We start from the raw sequence: 21,783 nt of genomic DNA on the forward strand, positions 1-21,783 counted from the left end.
TCAGAACATCTTACATACTTGTGAGAACGGAAGGAGTTAGGACTCATGATTGAACTTAGGAATGTATCCAAAACCTACGTGAGAAAAGGCCTAAGTATTGAAGCGTTAAAAAATATAAATATCAAAGTGGATAAAGGAGATATCTTCGGGTTTATCGGATTCAGTGGTGCAGGGAAAAGTACGCTGATTCGTTTGGTCAATCGTCTCGAGAAAGTAACCAGCGGAGAGGTTCTTGTTGAGGGGGAGCAGTTAAATACCTATTCGACCTCTGGGCTGCGGAAGGTAAGGAAGAAGATCGGAATGATTTTTCAGCATTTTAATCTGCTGGAATCAAAAACGGTGTTCGACAACATTGCAATTCCGTTGGTGCTGCTTAAGCGCAACAAACGGGAAATAGAGGGGCGTGTAAAAGAGCTTTTGGCGTTCATAGGATTGTCGGACAAGGCGAACAGCTATCCCAACGAGCTTTCCGGCGGACAAAAGCAGCGTGTCGGGATTGCACGGGCGCTTGCGAGCAACCCATCCATTTTGCTCTGTGATGAGGCAACCTCGGCGCTTGATCCGCAGACCACACAGTCTATTCTCGACTTGCTTCGCAAAATCAACAAGGAATACAAGATCACCATTTTGATTATCACCCATGAGATGTCGGTAATTCAGCGAATATGCAACAAGGTAGCCGTAATGGAAAAAGGGGAAATCATCGAGCAGGGCAATGTCCTGGAGGTATTCGGGCAGCCGCAGCACCCGACGACGCAAAGCTTTGTACGCACAGTTATTCACGATCAAGTGCCGGACAGTGTACTGCAGACGTTCGAGCAACAAGAGTCGCAACGCATCTACAAGCTGGAATTTATCGGACAGGCAGCTTCCGACCCAGTGGTTCATGAATTGATTCGAAAGCATGATATCCATGTGAACATTTTGTTTGCCAACATGACGGAAATTCAAGAAACGACGATTGGCTATATGACACTCCAGCTGCGCGGTGAGCAGCATGCCGTTCAGCAGGCTGTTGATTTTATCAAGAGCAAAGGAGTCCATATTCAGGAGGTAGAGAGTCTATGATGATTACAGGAACCACGATAACCTGGGATCAACTGTGGGAAGCTTTGTATGAATCCGTGCTCATGGTCAGCATATCATTATTCATTGGCGCCCTGATCGGTATCCCTATCGGTATTTTACTCGTCATCACCCGTCCGGGCGGAATTCTCGAGAACAAATGGCTGCACAATATTTTGAATCCAATCATAAACATTGTTCGTTCCTTACCCTTTATTATCTTGCTGATTGCGATCATTCCGTTAACTCGTCTGATTGTAAATACATCCATTGGGACCAGTGCGGCAATTGTCCCCTTGATTGTATATATTGCGCCATATATCGGCAGGCTGGTCGAAAACTCGCTGTTGGAGGTAAATCCGGGGATACTGGAGGCAGCAGATGCGATGGGGGCGACTCCATTCCAGGTCATTCGATACTTTTTGCTTCCTGAGGCATTCAGTTCTCTAATTTTGTCGTTAACGACGGCATCTATTGGTCTGATTGGTGCTACTGCTATGGCTGGTGCGGTCGGCGGAGGCGGAATTGGCGATCTGGCGATCGCGTATGGCTATCAACGTTTCGATACGCTGGTTATGCTGATTACCGTCATCATTCTAGTCTTGTTTGTACAAGGTGTTCAGTCCTTGGGCAACCTATTGTCTCGTAAAGCACGCAGGGGCTAAATTAGATGTTTTTCTTTTTCACCTATTGTCTGTTCATAGCTTGTAATTTTATAATCCATGCGTTCCAACACATTTTCCATATCTTTCATTTTTGCGATGAGCTGCTTGCGCTGCTCTATTAAGAGTTCTTTTCTAGCATTCATCGTTTCATCACCCTGTTGGAATAACCTAACATACTCAATCAAAATTTCAATGGGAAGTCCTACGCCTCGCATACATTTAATATATTCAACCCATCTGCAATCTTCTTCCGTGTAATCCCTGATGCCACTTTTATTACGGTTCACACGCGGAATAAGTCCGATGCGTTCATAATAGCGGAGTGTATCCTGAGATAGTTCAAATTTTTTGCTTACTTCTGCGATCAACATGCAGACTTCACCTCCTGATTTCTGATCAAGAAACGCCCTATGTAAATGGATAGGGCGTTCTTGTCGTTTCTTATTTCGAAACTGTCATTTCATCCATATTTACTGAGCGCCAACTACCGGATGAGGAACATACGGCTCTTCCAGTAATGCAATTTCTTCAGGTGTTAATGTAATCGAAAGAGCAGCTACTGCATCTTCAAGATGAGACGTTTTCGTAGCACCGATAATGGGAGCTGTTACCGGTTCTTTCTGTAGCAACCAGGCAAGTGCGATTTGAACGCGGGGAACTCCACGTTTTTCCGCGATTGCCGCAACCTGCTCCACGATCAATCGATCGGTATCTGCAGTCGCATCGTATTTAGATTTCGCAACTTGATCGGTTTCGGAACGATGTGTTGTTTCTTGCACATCACGTGTCAATCTCCCACCTGCAAGCGGGCTGTATGGAATCACACCGATTTTTTCTTCCTTACAAAGCGGCAGCATCTCTCTCTCCTCTTCGCGATATAAGAGATTTAAATGATTCTGCATTGATACAAATCGGGTCCATCCATTCTTTTCAGCGACATGTAACGCCTTTAGAAACTGCCATGCGTACATGGCAGAAGCACCAATATATCTTGCCTTCCCGGCCTTCACAACATCATGTAATGCTTCCATCGTCTCTTCAATAGGGGTATTGTAATCCCAGCGATGGATTTGGTACAGATCCACATAATCTGTCCCCAGTCGCTTAAGGCTCTTATCTATTTCACTCATGATAGCCTTTCGGGAAAGTCCCGCACCATTCGGGCCTTGATGCATACGGAAATGAACCTTTGTCGCGAGGACAATTTCATCTCGATTTGCATAATCCTTTAAAGCCCGTCCAACAATTTCTTCGCTAGTTCCATCTGAATATACATTCGCGGTATCAAAAAAATTAATACCTAGCTCCAGGGCATTTTTTATAATGGGACGACTGCGCTCTTCATCTAGTATCCATGGGTGAATCCACCGTTCTGCAACCCCAAAGCCCATACACCCAAGACAAAGCCGGGATACATCCAAGCCGGTATTTCCAAGTTTCACATAGTCCATTTGATTATACCTCGCTTTCCTAGATATTGTTTTCTTCAAATGTAGTCTACTCCAGCTACTTACACCGGATATTATTACATTTGGAGTTCACTCCAAGTCAAGCGATTTTGTTGCGTGATTCCTTCGTATAGGTCTAATTGTTCAGAATCGGTTCAGTGACGTTTCGTATAATTCTCTTAGCATAGTTCCTTGGTTGCATAATCCGTAGAACTAAACATGACTAAAGACTTTGATGAAACAGGATATATGCCAATAAATAGCGTCTAGGAGTGGAAATGTTGAAACTTGTAAATCGAAATAAATGGATTGCATCTGCGATGGTATTGGGTATTGCTTCAGGCTCCATCGTATCTCTGCCTTGGGTGGGCGGCGTCCAGACTGCTTATGCAGCGACAGCAGATACGCAAAGCGAAACTGGATTTGTAGCACAAGCCCGCACCTTGGGTTTGATGACAGGCGGTAAGCAGGGCGATTTTATGGCACAAAAGAATTTGACCCGCGCAGAAGCGGCTAAAATTTTGTGCAGTCTGTTCCAGTTGGAAGTTAACAATCAGCCGCAGACTTCTTTTATGGATGTATCGTCCGATGCATGGGGTGCTCCCTATATTGAGGCTGTACGTGCAGCCGGGTATATGACAGGCAACGGGGAACTGTTCCGTCCGGGGGATGCCATTACCAAGGAAGAACTGATCGTGTCACTAGTACGTGCAATGGACTTACAGGATGCCAGCACAGCGAATGCACAGCAAAATGCAGTTCAGGTTGCCCGCTCTTACGGTCTGTTATCAGAGGATGCTTCTGCAACGGATTTGAAAAATCCATTGAACCGGGAGAGTGGTGCAGAAGTATTCGTCAGCCTGCTGGATCATCCGGTAGGAGAAGTGAAATCAGAGGGCAATACCGTTCGAATCGGAAATATCCCTTACCAGTTAGAAGGGTCTTTGCAAGGTTTGTTCGGTGAAAATAACAAAGCTGTATTAAAAGGGGCAAAATTCGACCTTAACCGTAATTTGCGTACACTGACAGGTGTAAATAAGCTGGAAATTAACGCAGACGGCGGCGTTTTTGACGGTAAGGGTGTATCTTTTGAGGGACGCCTAATCGTTAATGGCTCAGTAACCTTGAAGAACATGTCCTCCACAGGCGTCCTGGAAATCAAAGGCTCAGGAACTCAGCCTGTATCGGCCATTTTGGAAAATACGGCATGGTCCGGTGTGGAGCTTGGCTCCAAGGATGCCAAGCTGACCGCAACCGGGACGACGAAGATCGACAACCTGACGCTGAAAAATGATGCATCGATCGTGACCGAGGGAAGTGCCGCGATTAGCCGTGTTTCATTGCAACAGGGACTGGGCAAGCTGTTGGTTAGCGGTAGTATTGGTTTGCTGGATGCATCACAATATGTGGGCGTTCCCTTTATTACGCTGACTAAGGGAGCTACAATCAACCAGCTTAACCTGCCGGAACAAAAACAGCCGCAGGATGTTATCATTAACTATGATGCGATGAAAGAGGCTGTTAGTCTCGTAAATGGTACGAAGAACTCAACCTCTGCTGGATCGGTTGTCACAGACACAGATAGCAAAGATAAGAAAAAACACGACAGCGACATTGTTAGCGTAGACCGCAGTCAGCTGGAGACAGAAGTCCATGCAGCCAAAGAACTGCTGGAGCGTGCAGGTGAGGGTGGACCGGATCAGGCGCTTTACACGGCCGTAGCGAAGGAAAGCCTGTCCATAGCAATCAATCAAGCTACGCTGGTACTGAACAATACAGCAGCTACACAGTCAGAAGTAGATCAAGCGCTCAGCACATTGAAACAGAATGTTTCTGTGTACACAGCTTCAGTCACAGAACCGGTGATTGGAACACAGGAATTAGTTAGACTGATTCAGGTAGCTTCGACTACCCTTGAACAAAACCGAATGGTTGGCGACGAATTCCCGCCTCTTTGGGATGAATCACTAAGTCAAGCTATTCAATTTGGCAACAATGTGTTGGAAGGGAATGCGCCTCAAAATATTGTGGATCGGGAAGTAAAAAGCTTGCGTCGAGTAATTGAAGTCTACAATGCATCAGTAAAACTCAGAGATGCCTATGTGCATTTTCTTGATGTAACGGATCGCGTGGAGAATTTGAAAACAGACAAAGCACGTTACAAGTCCTTAGTGAGAGAAGGATTAAATGTATATGTGAATCCATTATCTACAACTGAGCAGTTGGACGAATGGACACAAAAAATAGAAGGTGCCACAGAATCATTCTTGGCACTGCAAGCAGCGGACTTCTCAGTGCTTAAAAATACTTTACAAGAAGCGCAGGTTATCTACGATCAGAGTGGTTCTCAAAATGCTGAACTAGACAACCTCATTCAGGAATATACAGAGAAGATGCACACCGCTATGACGCAGCTGGATGTATTGAACTTGAACATGGAACTGAGTCAAAGACTTGCGGAATTCACTGCGCCAGTGCCTGCTACAACTCGGGAAAAACTGCAGCAGCTGCTTCAAGATGTTCAACTTAAACTGCTGTCTGACCCTGTGGCTCGTAATTACTTGAATACGGAAATGCAGCTTTTAGATCAACAAACAGTACAAGCGCACTTTGCACTCATGATGCCGTTTACCCCTGAGGAGCAATTGGTGATCTCTTATAATCAATTAAGCCAGGCTAAAGGGACCTATATTGAAAAGTATAACGAGAAAAGGCTACAATTGAGACACGAAATCATTGAAATGCAGACATCGATCAATGAAGTTTTGGTGCAAAATTCAGGCGCATTAAGCGCTGAAGCCCAGCAAGCCTTGTCTTCTGCTTCAGAGCATGCCTCCATCTTCTTGGGTTTGTCCAGCTTTAAATTACAAGACGTTGTTCCCGTATACGAGGAATTGCAACAGGTAAAGAGCCAGTATGCTGTACCAATAGCGGTGGATACCACGTTGTTAAATTTCAACATAAATTTAGCTAATAATGAAGTTCAGACGTTCGGTCGTCATTATACCGAACAAGATAACGAAGAACTTCAAGGGCAAATTAATCAGGCAAACCTTGTGCTTAATACTCCGGATAGCACACAGCTGCAGGTAGACCAGGCTAACACGGATTTGATTACAGCGTTTTCGAACTACCAATCCAAATGGATAGTAACTGATTATGATATCAATGAGCTCAAGACAATTGCGAACAATCTGCTCACAGCAAATGGTACAGATCCTACGACGGTCTACTTTCACAGAGTAGTGGATGCATTCAATCGTCTGGACCAGTATTATCCTATGCCGGAAATTAAGAAAAATTATATGAATCTGGAAGATGCGATTCAGGAGTATAAAGATTTTGTAGCCAGCCAGCAACAAAACAGCGGAACAGGAAGCAGTGACAGCAACGGTCGAGAAACACCACCAAGCGATAGCGGCGGAACAGGAAGCAGCGACAGCAGTGGTGAAGCAACGCCGCCAAGCGATAGCAGCGGAACAGGAAGCGGCGACAGTAACGGTGGAGCAACGCCACCAAGCGATAGCAGCGGAACAGGAAGCGGCGACAGCAACGGTGGAGCAACGCCGCCAAGCGACAGCAGCGGAACAGGAAGTGGCGACAGCAGTGGTGGAGCAACGCCACCGAGCGATAACAGCGGAGACGATTCAGGCTCGATTCCTGGCGGTGGTAATGATGAAGGTATGATTCCTTAATAAGGGGAATATAGGGAGTAAAAGGGTGTCTAGAAGGGGACGATTCCGCACAGATTTTTGTCTGCGGCGGGCGTCCCTTTTTGCATGGGCAGCGCTTCTAATACAGCTGGTTAGAATAACCGATACTAAAAGATAGACGATATTGAAAAGAGCGGAGGATTTATGAAAAAACAGGGGGTTTTATTTTTTATTATACTTCTGCTTGCGGTTGCGTTGCCGGTGTATCCGTTAGTGTCGGGTGTTTTATCCGGGAACAGTCATTGGAAAGCTCACAACGGTGTTATTGATTTGCGTAATTGGAACCCCGAAAAGGAAGGCCCTGTACAGCTGGGAGGGGAGTGGGAATTTTACCCCAATCAGCTTGTGCAACCTTCATCCTTTCGTGAAATGCAAGATAAGGATTGGGTAAATCATCAGAGTTCTTCAGAGTTGGGGATGGAAAAGGGATCTTCTACCAAGATTGTAGATGTGCCTGGTAGATGGAATCAGTGGATGCCTGAGGGACAGGCGACCGGATATGGAACCTATCATATTCGTGTGCTGTTGCCTGAAAAAGCGGAAAATCTGTATGGCATCTATATGCAAAACATTCGCAACGCCAGTCAAGTATGGATTGATGGAGAAAACGTGGGAGCAAGTGGCATTCCCTCTGTTTCTGCCGACAAGGGCAAGCAGGGCAATGCCCCCTATGTTGGATTTGCAGCGGTAGATGGACATTCAGCTGATATTACCGTGCATGTGGCTAATTATAGCTATTCCTCCGGTGGAATCATTTATCCACTGTTATTTGGGGATTACGAGAGTATTGCGCATAGCCGGGAAGTTGCGATGGCAGAGGACACCGTACTGGTAGCTGGATTTTTTATTCCTACCGTATTTTTTATCATGCTATACCTTTTACGTAAAAAGGAGAAGGCATTGCTTTACTTAGGATGTTTTTGCATCGCGGCTTTATTTTATATTCTGACTCATGGAGAAAAGCTGCTGGTTTGGGGAATACCGGATTTACCTTATGAATGGATACTGAAAATACAGTCGTTCTCTTCAACGCTGTTCTACTATTTTTTGATCCGCTATGTTCATCTTTCGACGCAGATTGTTATGAATCGGATCGTGCTGCGCCTCTATAATATTACAACCGCACTGATGTTGGGTATGGGGCTGTTGTTGCCTACACTGATACTCTCATCCTTTGAAGCGTTTATTCTTCTTTTTGGTGTAGTCAGTGTGGGATATGTATTACTGATCTTGATTCGAGGACTTCTTCAACGGACGGATGACGCTGCACTGCTAGTCATTAGTATTATGAGCATTCTTATGATTGTAGTGACTAGTTTTGTGTATATTTTGGGCTGGGGAGATGTACGTGGGGTGACAGCCTATGAAATGCTCATATTCGTATTGGCTCAAACGCTTCTGCTGGCCAAACGTTTTGTACATTCGTTTATGGAGGTTGAGAACCTGTCACGACGGTTGCTAACACTGGATGGGTTAAAAGACGAATTTCTGGCCAACACGTCACATGAGCTGCGCACTCCTCTGCATGGAATTATTAATATCGCTCAATCCATGCTAGACCGCTATGGGACACAATTCAATGAGCCGCAAAAGCACAACTTGGTCTTGATTGCGAATGTAGGACGCAGACTTTCTTATTTAATTAACGATATTCTGGATTTTTCTAATTTGAAAAATGGCAGATTAGCCTTAAATCGTCGGCCTGTTAATGTACAGGCAGCTGTAAATTCCGTGCTGGAGGTATTGGGTCATACGGTGGGTAAGAAAAAGCTTCAATTTGTCAAAGAATGGCCCAGTTCGTTGCCCAAGGTGGATGCGGATGAGGATCGGTTGATTCAAATTTTGTACAATTTGTTGGGTAATGCGGTGAAATTTACGGAGGAAGGCGAAATCGTAATCTCTGCCAAAGCGGGGAACCGCGAAATGGAAATCAGTGTGAAGGACACCGGGTCCGGTATTGCCCAAGAGCATCTTTCGCATATATTTGAACCTTTTAACCGAGGGGCGAATGCTGAGGATGAAGGATACAGTGGAACAGGGCTTGGATTAGGCATAGTCCGTCGTCTGGTGGAGCTGCATGGTGGTCATATTCGGATAGAATCTAGATTGGGTAAGGGTTCGACCTTTTATTTTACACTGCCATTAGCGCAGACCGGAACGTTGGCACATGAAGCTCAAAAAGATGTTTCGTCTGCGGTTATATTGCAGCCGGGCGTGACGTCGGGTCAGAATGTGATTCCGCATGAAGAGGATGCCCAAGAGCAAGTTCAGACTGTTCCTTACAAAGTGCTGGCTGTGGATGATGATGAGGTCAATCTTCGGGTGCTGGAGGAGCTATTATATACCACAGGTTGTAGCGTAGTGGCTGTGGATCATGCCGAGGAGGCACTTCACATACTGAATGGCCGTACTCGATTTGACTTGGTCATTACGGATTGGATGATGCCGGAAATGTCCGGTATTGAGCTGTGCCGACGGATACGGGAACGATATTCCCTGTCCGAGCTACCAGTGTTGCTGCTGACGGCACGCGACCTGCCCGGCGATATCCGCGCAGGTTTTATGGCGGGAGCGAATGATTTTCTACGTAAGCCTGTTGATGCTGAGGAATTAAAGGCGCGTGTGCGCACGCTGTTGAACATGCGTCATTCGGCGGAGGAAGCGGTGCGTTCGGAAATGGCCTTTTTACAGGCACAAATCAAGCCGCATTTTCTGTACAATGCATTGAATGTTATTGTATCGACCGTAGCCGTAGACCCGGATAAAGCAGCGGAGCTGCTCATGGAGCTGAGTCAGTATTTGCGGGGCAGTTTTGATTTTCAGAACAGGGAGAATACGGTGCCGTTATCCAAGGAGCTGGAATTGGTAGAATCGTATGTGGCACTGGAAAAAGCACGATTTGAAGAACGTTTGCAGGTGACCGTAGAGGTAGGAAGGAACATCCGGTCGCTTATCCCGCCATTAAGCATTCAGCCCATCGTGGAAAATGCGATACGACATGGTGTAATGCAACGGGCAACAGGTGGAACCGTGCGAGTGATTGTGCAGGAGGATGGAACCGATTTTGTAGTCAGCGTGACCGATGACGGCGTAGGGATTCCGTCCGAGCGACTGGAACAGTTGTTGTCGGAGGATCATGTATCTTCCAGCGTGGGACTGCGGAATATCCATCGCCGTCTTATCCATATGTATGGAGAAGGATTGCGGATTGAAAGTAATCCTATGCAAGGGACGACGGTAAGCTTCCGTGTGCCGGAAACGATCTCACCCCGGAATACCGATGAATAAAAAAAGTACAGTACATTTGTCGGAAAAGCTAATGTCCCGTCCGCGATGATACGATATATAAAATATAAGGAATTAAAAATCGTAAGGATAAAGCAGATAGCATGTAAATAGAGCATCATGATGGATGGGTGCAGCAGGAAGGGAGTACGGACACAAATGAAGGCGATTTTGATTGATGATGAGAGGTCGGCATTAACCTACTTGGAACGTTTGCTGGAGGCGGATGGACGGTTAACGGTAATGGGCAAATATACGTCTGCACAAGCGGGGCTGGATCATCTGGCGGCAGAACGTGCGGATATTGTTTTTATAGATATCGGAATGCCAGAGATGAACGGTCTGGAGGCCGCCGAGTGGATTCAACAGCTGGATTCCCAGATTCATATCGTCTTTGTGACCGCGTACTCGGAATATGCTATTGAAGCGTTCGAGCTGCAAGCACTGGATTACTTGTTAAAGCCCGTTCATGCCCGGCGGCTATCCAAAACGTTAGATCGGATTGCAGCCACGCTGGCTGATCCCCGTTCTTCCAGCTTGGGAGTTACAGCAGAGCAATCCCCCAAGGTACGTTGTTTTCAAAAGCTTGAAATTTTGGAGGATGGACAGAAAGCCGTAGGAGCGAAACCATTCAAATGGCGCACATTAAAGTCACAGGAGCTATTTTCTTTTTTACTACACCATGAAGGGGAATGGGTGAGCAAAGAACAATTGCTAGATGCGCTGTGGCCTGAGTATCATTTGGACAAGGCTGTTGTTCACCTGCACACGTCCGTTTATCAAATCCGCAAGGCGTTGAAAGAACGGATGCAAGATACGAAGCTGGAATATAATCTGGATCGCTACCGCTTGAACCGCAATGGCTGGATTACAGATGCGGAGCTATTCGAGCGAGGAATATCCGAATGGGCTGCATCCGGTAGCGGCGGTACGCCGCGTATTGAGAGCCTGTTGGCTCTATACCGTGGCAACTATCTGGAAGAGCACGATTACCCGTGGGCGTATGCAAAAAGGGAGAAGCTGCGCAGTATGTATCTGGCATGTGCTTCTGAGTTGGCGAGAGAAGAGCTTCGCTCAGGTCGTACCCGGCAGTCTGTTCAGCGCTTACTCAGCCTACAGCAACGGGAGCCGTACTCAGACGATATCTGCGGTCTGCTGCTGACCGCCTATGCCCAACTGGGCGATTATACCGCTGCTCAAAAGCATTATGAAAGCTTCGTCCGTATACTGGAAGATGAGTTGGGTATTGAGCCGCAGCAGGTGACGCACCAGTTGTACGTGCAATTGAAAACACAGACGCTACCTGCGTAAACTGCTGTACTGGCTCAGGTAGCGCTCAGAAACTGCTTCAAGGGAATATCCTCTTGGAGCATTTTTTTTATAAAATGAAGAGAAGGGGCACGTATATTTATTTACCGTTAATATGAAATGATTTTAAGTAATTCTGGATATCTTCCTGATCGGTTTGGAGTAAACCCCTTAGCATCGTTTGCAGAGTATGCAGGGTGCTTATTTGGGCCTCAATCTCAACGATCTTATCGTAAACAATTTTCTTTAATGTGTCTGCATCCATCTCCTGACTGAGTAGTTGGAGAGTTTCTTGTATTTCCTTGAGAGAATACCCCAGCGATTTGGCATCTTTAATAAACTTAATTTTCACCAAATAATCCTCTGTATATGTGCGATACCCATTTGTAGCCCGCTGGGGCGCTGGTAAAATACCACTACTCTCGTAATAGCGAATGGTCGCCATACTCAATCCGGTTCGTTTGGACAGCTCACCACGCGTCATTCCCTCCATACTTCAACCTCCGGTATTCTTCATATTTCTGCGAAAAGATCATTTCCTTTTTGTATAGTTTGGATCGAACGACACCTCGGGGTATTCCGGTGAGGGGCCATTCAGAAGGGGCTGCTGCTTACCTTTAATATATTGATCAAAAAAAGCTCGTACATACGATCTTGTAATATCAATATTATGCACAGGGTCTATATGTTTAGCAAAAAGGGACGGAGAAATGAGGGCTAAGTCTGTAAAGCTTTGATGAAAAAATTGATCTACCGTCAAATAGTAGGTATCATTTTGGCTTTTCGTCATGACAGCGTTGAGATCGGGAGCAAACTCTGAATAAAAGACTTTATCTTTTTGAGTAACCGAGGGTTTTAAACTCTCGGCCGTGGTCCCTGTCATCATATACATGAAGGGCTGCTGCAACCCGCTATGAGCCACTGTACCCCAGAAGCCGCCTTCCAGACTAACGCCAGCTTTAAAACGTTTGTCCTGCGCCAGAGTTTCCGCTGTCGTCGCGCCCCCATAGGAATGTCCGAATATACCGACATGCTCCAGATCCAGCCTACCTTCGAACAATTGGTTAGGATCTTGTGTATTCCATCTCGTAAGCGTGTCAAGTACAAATCGGGAATCCGCTGCGCGAATGCCGACACCTTTTACGTTATTCTCATACAGTTCAGCCGATGTCGTGAATTCAGGCTCCGGCGTGTAGGAGATGTTACGTCCATCTGGAAAGGAAACGTTGGCTGAAGAGTAGGGATGATCCATGCCCACTACAATATAGCCATGGCTCACCAGCTCTTCTACAGCCGTCATGCTCTGAAAACGGGTAGATCGAACACCGGGCGAAAACAGCAGCACCGGATATTTTGCTTCAGTTGTTGATATCTCTGCACCTTGAACGACATGTGTAGGAATCTTTGTGAGGTAACTGAACAGTTGCTTCGGTATCCCGAACACAAGACTGATGGCTTCTCCCAGTTCAGCAGGGTAAGACTCTTTGGGTTTTTGCTTTGCCACATCGGGATCGACGGGGTACCAGACATTCACCATCAATTCACGTTTGTCGCCCGGTGCTTCACTGAGGATTTCGTCGCGGCTTGGATCGGTCAAATGCCTTGAAATTGTGCCGATGGCATATTTCCCCGTCGGTTCAGGGAGCGAGAAAGTAGGCAATACATGCGTCAAAATCATAGATCCAGCAGTCAAAGCCATTACAACCATGGCTAGCAACCCCTTTTCAACATATTTTTTAAATAGTGTTTGGAGACGTACTTTAGATTGGGGCTTGATCATTCTGAGCATGAATCCAATGCTGAGTATCAAAGCAACAAGATAGGTTGGAAGCATCTGCATACGAAAATGATCCATCGTTCCAAGCAGCAGCACGACGAATACGAGAGATGACAGTATCGCTATATCGAGTCGCCTTTCTTTTTTTTCGAAAATCATAACGCCTGCGGCAGCCAAGCTGACCAGTAGTAACGCAATCTCTATTGTCCTCATGATGTAAGATCCTCCATCCTTTAGATCAAGCATAAACGTTGAAGTATACTACAAGGTCAAGCATAAGCATTCTCCAAACCACAGCCTCTTTACTCTAAGATCTGATATTCGCCGATACTTATTTTCTACAGCGGCATATTCATATAGCATATCTCTTCGCATTTGAGACGTAATTGAGAGGTTTAAGGAACTCACGTATATATTTAAGGAGGTATTGCATTGGGAAGAACGAGACGAACTGGCTTTAAGAATAAAAGAATTTCGGTGGTCGTCAGACAATCTTCTTCAGCTCAGACAGGACAAGGCGGTAACCCCATTTCGATCAATGCTTCGGATGTTGGGGTAGTAAGAACAGATATTAAAAACAAATAATCGATTTGAATAGAAGCTCATATTCGACGTAAAAAGACCACCGGGAACAAGTTAACTATCTTGTTCCTGGTGGTCTCGCTTTTTTACCGTATTCAACAGGTACTTTCATCAGCATCCGCCTATAGAGGCTTATGCCTTTCTTCTACTGAGCAGGGCTGCCTTTAGCACAGCGTATCCGTAGGGTGGAAGCTTGGCATGCAACCCCTTTGCTCCTATGGACCACTGGCTTTCGCCAAAGGCTAATTCCCATTCCTGCTCAGGAATGTCCAGTTCAAAAACGTGATCCTCATCGGAACGATTGAGCAGCACGAGCATTACTTCTTCCTCGCTGCGGCGCTCGTAGGCAAGTGAGGTGCCCTCTGGCTGTGCATCCAGAAAGGTGATGCTTCCCTGATCACGGAGGACAGGGTGCCCCTTACGAAGCGCAATCAGCTCGCGGTAAAAGTCGAACAGCTCGCGGTCCTGCTTGTCGGTGTCCCACTCCATGCACTTGCGGCAGCCTGGATCGGCATCTCCATCCAGACCGATCTCATCGCCGTAATAGATGCAGGGTGCGCCCATGTACGTGAACTGGAACAGGGCGGCCAGTCGCATCAGCCGCTTGTCATCCCCGCACAGTGTCAGCAGGCGTGGTGTGTCGTGGCTATCCAGCAGATTGAAGGCAACCTCGGATGCTTGCTGCGGATAGCGGGCCAGCTGTCGTCCGATGGCGAAGGCAAAGCTTTGGGCATCGGTCACTTTCTTGACGAAAAAATCATTCACCGCGTAGGTGAACGGATAATTCATCGTTGCATCGAATTGGTCCCCCTGAAGCCATTCAGACGATTCATTCCACATTTCACCCAAAATGTACGCATCCGGATTGGCCTGCTTGACCGTAGTGCGGAATTCCCGCCAAAAGGCGTGATCCACCTCGTCTGCCACATCCAACCGCCAACCGTCGATGCGGATTTCTTCGATCCAATGCTTTGCCACCTCCAGCAGGTACTTTTTCACCTCAGGATGTTCGGTGTTCAGCTTGGGCATCATCGGTTCCAGCCCGAATGTATCGTAGGTCGGTATGTCATCCGCCACTTCCAAGGGAAAGCTATGTACATGGAACCAGTCCCTGTAAGGCGAGGCTTCGCCTTTTTCCTGCACGTCAACGAACGGTTTAAAAGTACGGCCTGAATGGTTGAACACCGCATCAAGCAGCACCCGAATTCCTCGTTCGTGGCAGGCATCGACCAGTTTTTTCAATGTCTTTTTGTCACCGAAATGCGGGTCCACCTCCATATAATCCTCGGTATCATATTTATGATTGGTCGTTGCCTTGAACACAGGGGTCATATATATGGCGTTAATCCCTAGCTCGTTCAAGTGATCCAGGTGATCCAGAATCCCCTGTAGATCGCCACCGAAAAAATTGTCTCTTTGTGGCGTTCCGCCCCATGTCTCTGCACTTTCTGGGCTGATGGAGGGGTCACCGTTCGCAAAACGTTCCGGGAAAATCTGATAAAATACAGCATCCTTCACCCATGCAGGTGGCTTCAGAATATCAATCGGGTTCAAAAACGGATATTGGAACAGACTGTCTGCGTTCTGGGGTTCCTGGGTGGTGAAGTCGTCCTCGTTCATCCAAATACGTTCCTCACCGTCTTCTAGCAAAAATCCATATTTCAGCCGACGGTGAGTAGGTTTTACGCTGCATTCATAGTAATCAAACCTGCCATCGGTAGCGAATTTGGACATCGGGACAAGTTGTCGGGTGCGGTCCCAATCGTATTTATCTCCGGTGAGAGCATGAACGGTATTCAGGTCATTTTTCTTCGCACGTAGCCGTAGAAATATCGTTTCATCATTATAACCAAAAGCCCAATTGCGTTTCGGGTGATGGTATATCGCTTCCAGCAGCATCGGGTAGGCCTCCTTTTTTCACGAGCATTCAAATTTGAAAATGTGAAGCGTATGTCGTATAAGGTAGTTATTAACCTTTTTAAGTGGGTCATGTACCATAAATGCTATAATGCCCATTACATAAAAGAAAAACGATAAGTAGGTGCCCATGATGAAAACAAATGTGTTATACATCGAAGATGACCAGGATATTGGTGCTTGGACGCATCAGTATTTGGAAGAGCGGAATTACGCTGTAGTATGGCTTCGCAGCGGGGATGGGGCTGTGGAGGCAGCCCGTACGTGCCAACTTGTGATTTTGGATGTGATGTTACCCGGTCTGGATGGATTTACCATGGGTAAGCGGCTCAAGAAGGAGTACCCGGAGCTTCCCATTCTCATGTTGTCTGCCCGTACATCCATTGACGATAAGCTGCAAGGACTGGATTTCGCCGACGATTATGTAACCAAGCCCTTTCACCCGGACGAGCTCATAGCACGTATGGAGATTTTGCTGCGCCGATCGGGAACCGTGCCCGAAGAATCCTTACAACTGGGGCATCTCTCTGTGTTCTCTCCTGATAACCGTATTGTGAACCGTGATACCGGGGAGGAAATTACACTGACAGGCAAGCAATATCACATTTTTGCTTATTTGCTGCGGCATTTGGGCCAAATTATGACAAAAGAGCAAATGTATGAAGCGGTGTGGGGAGATCCATATATCGACGGAGACAAAACTTTAATGGTTCACATCCGACACCTTCGCGAAAAGCTGGAGATTGATCCCGCGACACCCCGCATCATTGAGACGATCCGTGGTGTAGGATATCGGGTGAAAGCATAATGAGCAGGACGCGCAAGGATTGGAGGAGGCTACACCCCAGCTCTAGGCCGGGTCAGGGAGGTCGGTTTCGCAGTTCACTGTTGTTCCGTTATCTGGTCATTATTGTGGTTGCTATGATGCTGTTGCCCATTGTGTTGCCTGCTACAGCCTTGATATATAGCGTGTTATTGAATTGGGGGACGGAGCTCAAGCCTAAAAACACTTACTATCCCTCTACTACCCATACCGAAAATAGCTGGCATCGCGAAGCTGTAGCTTTGAAGGGAGCCACACCAGAGCAAATCTCAGCCCATCTGCGCAAAATACAACAAGATATGTTCCCTAACTCACAAATGTTTTGGGTGGATGCCGCAGGTAAAACAAGGTTGGAGCTACCGACACAACCTAACATGCCAAAACAATGGAACGCTGCGCAGGCTATAGCTTTTATGAAGCAAGCAAGCTATGAGGGGCCGTTTACGGTAGTAGCCTTTATTGGCGGGGGCAAAAATGACGTGAATCAGGGCTATATGGTATTAAAAGTACCTCGCTCGTTCTTTGAACAGCCACCTACAGATAGTAGCATGTTCATGTACTATCTCTTTTTTATCGTATTGATTCTGGGCGCTTTTATATTCGTATCTCTTCTGTTTTTTGGAGGCATTCGGCGTAGACTGTTGCAGCTTCAGGCCGCCATGTCGCAGCGAGGAGAGGATGGCTTGCCTATTCTTGTTGCCACTGGACGCCCGGATGAAATTGGCAAGCTGGAAGAAGCATTTAATCAGATGGTCGAGCAGTTGGCAGAGAGTCGGGGACGTGAGCGTCAGGAGGAAGAGCTGCGGAAGAGACTGGTCGCGGATCTGTCACACGATATTCGGACACCGCTTACGGTCGTGCGTAGCCATCTGTATACACTAGATGGTGAAAATCTGAGCAGCAGAGGGAAACAGTCGATTACACTGATGGAAAACAAGCTAAAAGACCTTGGGAGTCTGATCGATAATCTGCTCACCTATAATCTGCTAGCTAGTGGGAAATACACTATGAATAACACACCGCGTGATATCCTGCGGCTAGTGCGGGAGTGTGTAGCCAGCTGGTATCCGGTGTGGGAAAAGGAGGGCTTTGAAGTGGATATTGACCTGCCCGAACATAGTATGGTGTGGAATGTCGATGAGCAAGGCTTCCGTCGTCTGCTGGACAATCTCTTTCAAAATGTAGTTCGCCATGCTGCCTCAGGCCGATTTATCGGTGTTCAAGTACAGAAAGATAATGGGACAGAGGCATTGGTTATCACAGATAAAGGGCCCGGTATGGAGCAACATTCCAGTGAAAAAGGGGCCGGGATCGGTTTGGCGATTACAGAACTGCTGGCTCGCGAAATGAATTTGGAGAGGGAGATTTTCAGTTCATCAGCCGGGACCCGAATCCGTTTTTTAAACAAAACTTAAACTCAGAGTTCCCTTGGCTTTAAACTTGGCACGTTACGATAGGTGTCGAGGTGAGGAACTTGAACGAATACATTATTGAAACGAACAGTCTCAGCAAAATATACAAAGGCCGCGCGGCGGTTAATCAGCTGGACCTGAAAATAGCTCGGGGAGATATTTACGGATTTCTGGGTCCCAATGGAGCGGGGAAAACGACAACGATCCGCATGCTGCTTGGACTTATTCGCCCAACTCGAGGAACGATCCGTATATTCGGCAAAGATATTCGCAGACATAGGCTCGATATCTTGCGTAAAGTCGGCTCGTTGGTGGAGTATCCTTCGTATTATGGTCATTTGAACGCAATTGAAAATCTGGAGGCCATTCGCCGTATTTTGAATGTACCCAAGCAAAACATTGCGGAAGTGTTGGAGGTCGTCCGACTGACCAAGCATGCCAAACGTCCAGTCAAAGGCTACTCCCTGGGCATGAAGCAGAGACTGGGTATTGCAGCAGCCCTGCTTGGGAATCCCGAAGTGCTCATTTTGGATGAGCCTACGAATGGTTTGGACCCGGAGGGTATTCAGGAAATGCGCACATTGATTCAGGTGATGCCCAAGCAACGGGGGATCACCGTGCTGGTATCCAGCCATCTGTTGAGCGAGGTAGAGCATATGGCGAATACTGTGGGTATTATCCGTGAAGGAGAGCTGGTCTTTCAAAACACAATTCATAATCTCCGTCAGGAATCCGCCGGCGGAATTCGGATCGTAGTGTCGGAACCGGAAGCAGCCCAATTGATTGCGCGTGAGCAGGGGTATCATTCGGTGAAGGACGGCTCGGCGCTGGATTTCGAGAACATGAATGATGCGGCTGTTGCACTGCTGGTCAGAAGATTGGTCGAAAATACGCATGCCGTATACCGTGTAGAGGAACGCCGCAAATCGCTGGAGGATATGTTCATGCAAGTGGTGGGCAAAGGAGGAACTTCCTTATGATGCTGCGGGCGCTCACGGCGGATCTGCTCAAAGCACGCAGAAAGGGAATCTGGTTCCTGGTGTTTCTCGGTCCCCTTGGGCTGGTGGCGATGCAAGCGCTGAACTTTGGACTCCGCTATGACTATCTGATTCCGCGATACAAGGGCCATTTGTGGGAATCCTTGATGGATAACATCGCTATGTTTGTCCCCCTTGCGCTGGTGTTAGGAGCCACCATGGTCGCTTCCATGTTGGCGAATGTGGAGCATATGTCTAATTCCTGGAAGCAGCTATTGGCCTTGCCGATTTCCAAATTTAGCGTCTATATGGCCAAGCTGACGCTGGCGATCGGGATGCTGTGTGTGTCCTGTGTACTCCTGACGGTAGGGACGTGGGGACTGGGCATGCTACTCGGCTTCGGGGGAGAGCCGGCGCCGATTGGAGAATTACTGCGGCTTGGATTTTGGCCTTTAGGCGGCACGCTGCCTATGCTCGTATTATTGTTGTGGTTAACGGTCACGTTCCATAATCAGGCTCTGCCTGTAACACTGGGCATTACGTTAGGCATCGGCAGCTTGTTTGCTTCACAGCTGTCCGAATGGTTTCCGTTGGCCTGGCCTCAATTCGCATGGGTTGCACCTCAAGCGTGGATGTTTGCGTCCGTCGGGTGCGGAACGGGTGTGCTTCTCAGCCTGCTGACAGCGGCCCATTTTAGCCGAAAGGATGGGGCGTAATGTTCGGAGGATATGTACGGCTGCTTTCTGTTGAACGTATGAAAATGGCGAAATCGCCCGTCTGGCTCCTTGCGCTCGTCAGCCCGGCGATTGCCGTCTTGATTGGTTTGCTGGCAAACCCGGGAGGGAATTGGCAGGTGTTGTTGTCTGCCATGCTTACAGTTCAGGCGCTGCTGTTCATGCCGATGCTGACCGCCGTATTTGCATCTCTGGTCTGCCGATTCGAGCATGGGGGCGGCGGTTGGAAGCAGCTGATGTCATTGCCATTGTCCCGCACGAGTCTGTATGCGGCCAAGCTGACAATCATTATGGCCTTGGTCGGATTGACCCAGCTACTGTTCGGAGGAGCGTTGCTGGGTGTTGGAGTTGTGCAGGACATGAACGGACCGATTCCATGGGCCGTGATCGCTCAAAGTTTGCTCGCCGGTTGGGTAGCCTGCCTGCCGCTGGCTGCGTTGCAGTTGATGGTGTCCTTCCTGTGGTCCAGCTTTGCCGCACCGCTTGCGTTGAATTTCGTCTTCACCGTGCCGAATATTCTGGTCGCCAATTCTCAAACCTACGGTCCGTACTATCCATGGACACAGCCTTTATTGGCGATGATGCCGAGTGGAAGAGACAACTTCGGGGCGTTCATGGTGCCAACGGACACACTGTTGACGGTTATAATGGGTAGCTTTCTCGTATTTACGTTGGCGGGACTGACAGTATTTCGTTATAAAGAGATATAGGGCGAAATACCGGGATTGCAAAAACTCCTTATCCTCAATGAGGGTAAGGAGTTTTATTGGTTTACACTAAGCCTGAAATGGCACGGATATTATTGCTGATAAAGTGGCAAGAGGCGTCGAACTTCGCTTGTTCTTCCGGACTTAGCTCCAGTTCGATGACCTCTTGAATTCCTCTGCTGCCGATAATCGCCGGAACGCCCGTGCAGACATCGGTGTGCCCGTACTCGCCGTCCAATACAGCAGAGACCGCTATAATTTTACCATCATCATTTAAAATGGAACGTGTAATATACGCCAGCGCATTGGCAATACCAAAATAAGTGGCGCCTTTGCGGGTGAAGATCTCCCAGCCTGCATCCCTGGTCTTACGGGCAATGTCATCCAGATCGACGTGGCTGAATCGTTCCTTGTGCTGACGCAAAATGTGCAAGAGCGGCTTACCACCAATCGTGACGTGTGACCAAGCGACGAATTGGGACTCGCCATGCTCCCCAAGAGCATACCCTTGTACGCTACGTGGATCTATGGAAAATACTTCAGAAAGCAACGTCTTGAGTCGGGATGAGTCAATGGAGGTGCCCGTGCCGATCACCTTGTTGCGCGGCAGACCGGATATACTTTGTACCATATACGTTACAATGTCGACAGGATTAGCGGCAATGACGAATATACCGTCGAAACCACCCTCCATAATCGCTGTTACAATCTCTCTGGTAATAAGCACTGCGTCATCCAGCACAGATAGGCGGTCTTGACCCGGTTTAGGGTTGGCTCCAGCCGTTATAATCACAACGTCCATATCCGTACAGTCTGCATACGTGCCTGCACGTACCTTGGTACGTGTGGACGTAAAATCCATACAATGGGACAGATCCAGTGCATGGGCCAAAGCCCGATCATACGTGCGGTCAATCATCATGATCTCATCACAAATGGACTGATTAACCATTGAGTAGGCACAGCTCGAACCGACCATTCCCGCGCCGACAATAGCTACTTTCCTTGCCTTCCCCTTCATCTATGTTGCCTCCTCGTTCCAGCGAACGTTAATATGCTACAAATTATGCCTGAAATCCATTTTACGTTACATAACATAACATATTGCTGATCTTTTGAAAATATCCATTTTTTTGTCTCCATTCTGGAAAATTAAAAATGAACTGTGAATAGAGGTGTCTTTCTAGGATTAATTGTAGAATGAACGTAAATTATCAATACTTTTACTGGAAGGTAGGAGAGGACATTTCAATTTATATTTAAGGTGACCGCTGTATAAATTATAACATGGACTATGTTGATGGAAGGAATGGTGCCATAGAAATCATAAAAGTGTGACATTTATGTGACGCTCTTTAAAGAGTCTGAAG

At 47.3% G+C, this 21,783-nt stretch carries 17 protein-coding genes; 11 read left to right on the plus strand and 6 right to left on the minus strand.

The features are described from left to right. Positions 1-45: 45 nt before the first annotated feature. Together KAI37_RS02275 and KAI37_RS02280 are read left to right on the plus strand one after the other, a co-directional pair. Complete coding sequence (locus KAI37_RS02275; RefSeq protein WP_220030642.1) at positions 46-1,068, plus strand: methionine ABC transporter ATP-binding protein; 1,023 nt, start codon at positions 46-48, stop codon at positions 1,066-1,068. Beyond that, positions 1,065-1,730: a methionine ABC transporter permease gene (locus KAI37_RS02280; RefSeq protein WP_023986716.1), complete on the plus strand. Its 666-nt coding sequence runs from the start codon at positions 1,065-1,067 to the stop codon at positions 1,728-1,730. The genes KAI37_RS02275 and KAI37_RS02280 overlap by 4 nt, the downstream gene beginning before the upstream one ends. Here KAI37_RS02280 and KAI37_RS02285 read toward each other — a convergent pair. Then, positions 1,727-2,101 carry a MerR family transcriptional regulator gene (locus KAI37_RS02285; RefSeq protein ID WP_025722906.1) on the minus strand — a complete coding sequence of 125 codons (375 nt, stop codon included), beginning with the start codon at positions 2,099-2,101 and terminating at the stop codon, positions 1,727-1,729. The genes KAI37_RS02280 and KAI37_RS02285 overlap by 4 nt on opposite strands. Before the next feature lie 99 nt (positions 2,102-2,200). Then, a complete protein-coding gene (locus tag KAI37_RS02290) occupies positions 2,201-3,181 on the minus strand; it encodes an aldo/keto reductase (RefSeq protein WP_028541203.1) in 981 nt (326 codons plus the stop codon). 275 nt (positions 3,182-3,456) lie between these two features. Between KAI37_RS02290 and KAI37_RS02295 the strand changes: the two genes are divergently transcribed. The 3 genes from KAI37_RS02295 to KAI37_RS02305 all read left to right on the plus strand — a co-directional run bounded on the left by KAI37_RS02295 (position 3,457) and on the right by KAI37_RS02305 (position 11,487). After that, positions 3,457-6,873: an S-layer homology domain-containing protein gene (locus KAI37_RS02295; protein WP_220030643.1), complete on the plus strand. Its 3,417-nt coding sequence runs from the start codon at positions 3,457-3,459 to the stop codon at positions 6,871-6,873. Positions 6,874-7,035: 162 nt separating this feature from the next. Continuing rightward, a complete protein-coding gene (locus KAI37_RS02300) occupies positions 7,036-10,179 on the plus strand; it encodes an ATP-binding protein (RefSeq protein ID WP_071639329.1) in 3,144 nt (1,047 codons plus the stop codon). Positions 10,180-10,335: 156 nt separating this feature from the next. Then, complete coding sequence (locus KAI37_RS02305) at positions 10,336-11,487, plus strand: response regulator (protein ID WP_071639330.1); 1,152 nt, start codon at positions 10,336-10,338, stop codon at positions 11,485-11,487. A 97-nt stretch (positions 11,488-11,584) separates the two neighbouring features. Here the strand turns inward: KAI37_RS02305 and KAI37_RS02310 are convergent, their stop codons facing one another. After that, positions 11,585-11,977: a MerR family transcriptional regulator gene (locus KAI37_RS02310; RefSeq protein WP_220030644.1), complete on the minus strand. Its 393-nt coding sequence runs from the start codon at positions 11,975-11,977 to the stop codon at positions 11,585-11,587. A gap of 39 nt (positions 11,978-12,016) precedes the next feature. Beyond that, positions 12,017-13,474, minus strand: a complete 1,458-nt coding sequence (locus KAI37_RS02315; RefSeq protein ID WP_220030645.1) for an alpha/beta hydrolase family protein — start codon at positions 13,472-13,474, stop codon at positions 12,017-12,019. Between the two features lie 219 nt (positions 13,475-13,693). On the opposite strand from KAI37_RS02315, the gene KAI37_RS02320 reads away from it, so the two are divergent. Further along, positions 13,694-13,846 carry a hypothetical protein gene (locus tag KAI37_RS02320; protein ID WP_179085964.1) on the plus strand — a complete coding sequence of 51 codons (153 nt, stop codon included), beginning with the start codon at positions 13,694-13,696 and terminating at the stop codon, positions 13,844-13,846. A 129-nt stretch (positions 13,847-13,975) separates the two neighbouring features. On the opposite strand, the gene KAI37_RS02325 is transcribed toward KAI37_RS02320, so the two are convergent. Further along, positions 13,976-15,742, minus strand: coding sequence for an alpha-glycosidase (locus KAI37_RS02325; RefSeq protein WP_220030646.1), 1,767 nt, complete (start codon positions 15,740-15,742; stop codon positions 13,976-13,978). A 151-nt stretch (positions 15,743-15,893) separates the two neighbouring features. Between KAI37_RS02325 and KAI37_RS02330 the strand changes: the two genes are divergently transcribed. The 5 genes from KAI37_RS02330 to KAI37_RS02350 are packed head-to-tail and all read left to right on the plus strand — an operon-like array spanning position 15,894 to position 20,416. Next, complete coding sequence (locus KAI37_RS02330) at positions 15,894-16,568, plus strand: response regulator transcription factor (protein ID WP_071639334.1); 675 nt, start codon at positions 15,894-15,896, stop codon at positions 16,566-16,568. Beyond that, on the plus strand, positions 16,568-17,998 hold the full coding sequence (locus KAI37_RS02335; protein WP_220030647.1) for a sensor histidine kinase: 1,431 nt from the start codon (positions 16,568-16,570) through the stop codon (positions 17,996-17,998). Before KAI37_RS02330 ends, KAI37_RS02335 begins: the two co-directional genes overlap by 1 nt. A gap of 59 nt (positions 17,999-18,057) precedes the next feature. Then, a complete protein-coding gene (locus KAI37_RS02340; protein WP_220030648.1) occupies positions 18,058-18,975 on the plus strand; it encodes an ABC transporter ATP-binding protein in 918 nt (305 codons plus the stop codon). Beyond that, a complete protein-coding gene (locus KAI37_RS02345) occupies positions 18,972-19,688 on the plus strand; it encodes an ABC transporter permease (RefSeq protein ID WP_220030649.1) in 717 nt (238 codons plus the stop codon). Before KAI37_RS02340 ends, KAI37_RS02345 begins: the two co-directional genes overlap by 4 nt. Next, complete coding sequence (locus KAI37_RS02350) at positions 19,688-20,416, plus strand: ABC transporter permease (protein WP_220030650.1); 729 nt, start codon at positions 19,688-19,690, stop codon at positions 20,414-20,416. Before KAI37_RS02345 ends, KAI37_RS02350 begins: the two co-directional genes overlap by 1 nt. A gap of 61 nt (positions 20,417-20,477) precedes the next feature. On the opposite strand, the gene KAI37_RS02355 is transcribed toward KAI37_RS02350, so the two are convergent. Beyond that, complete coding sequence (locus tag KAI37_RS02355) at positions 20,478-21,434, minus strand: L-lactate dehydrogenase (protein ID WP_028541197.1); 957 nt, start codon at positions 21,432-21,434, stop codon at positions 20,478-20,480. Between the last annotated feature and the right edge of the window lie 349 nt (positions 21,435-21,783).

The organism is Paenibacillus sp. S25 (genome assembly GCF_019454085.1).
Classification (GTDB): Bacteria; Bacillota; Bacilli; order Paenibacillales; family Paenibacillaceae; genus Paenibacillus; species Paenibacillus polymyxa_B.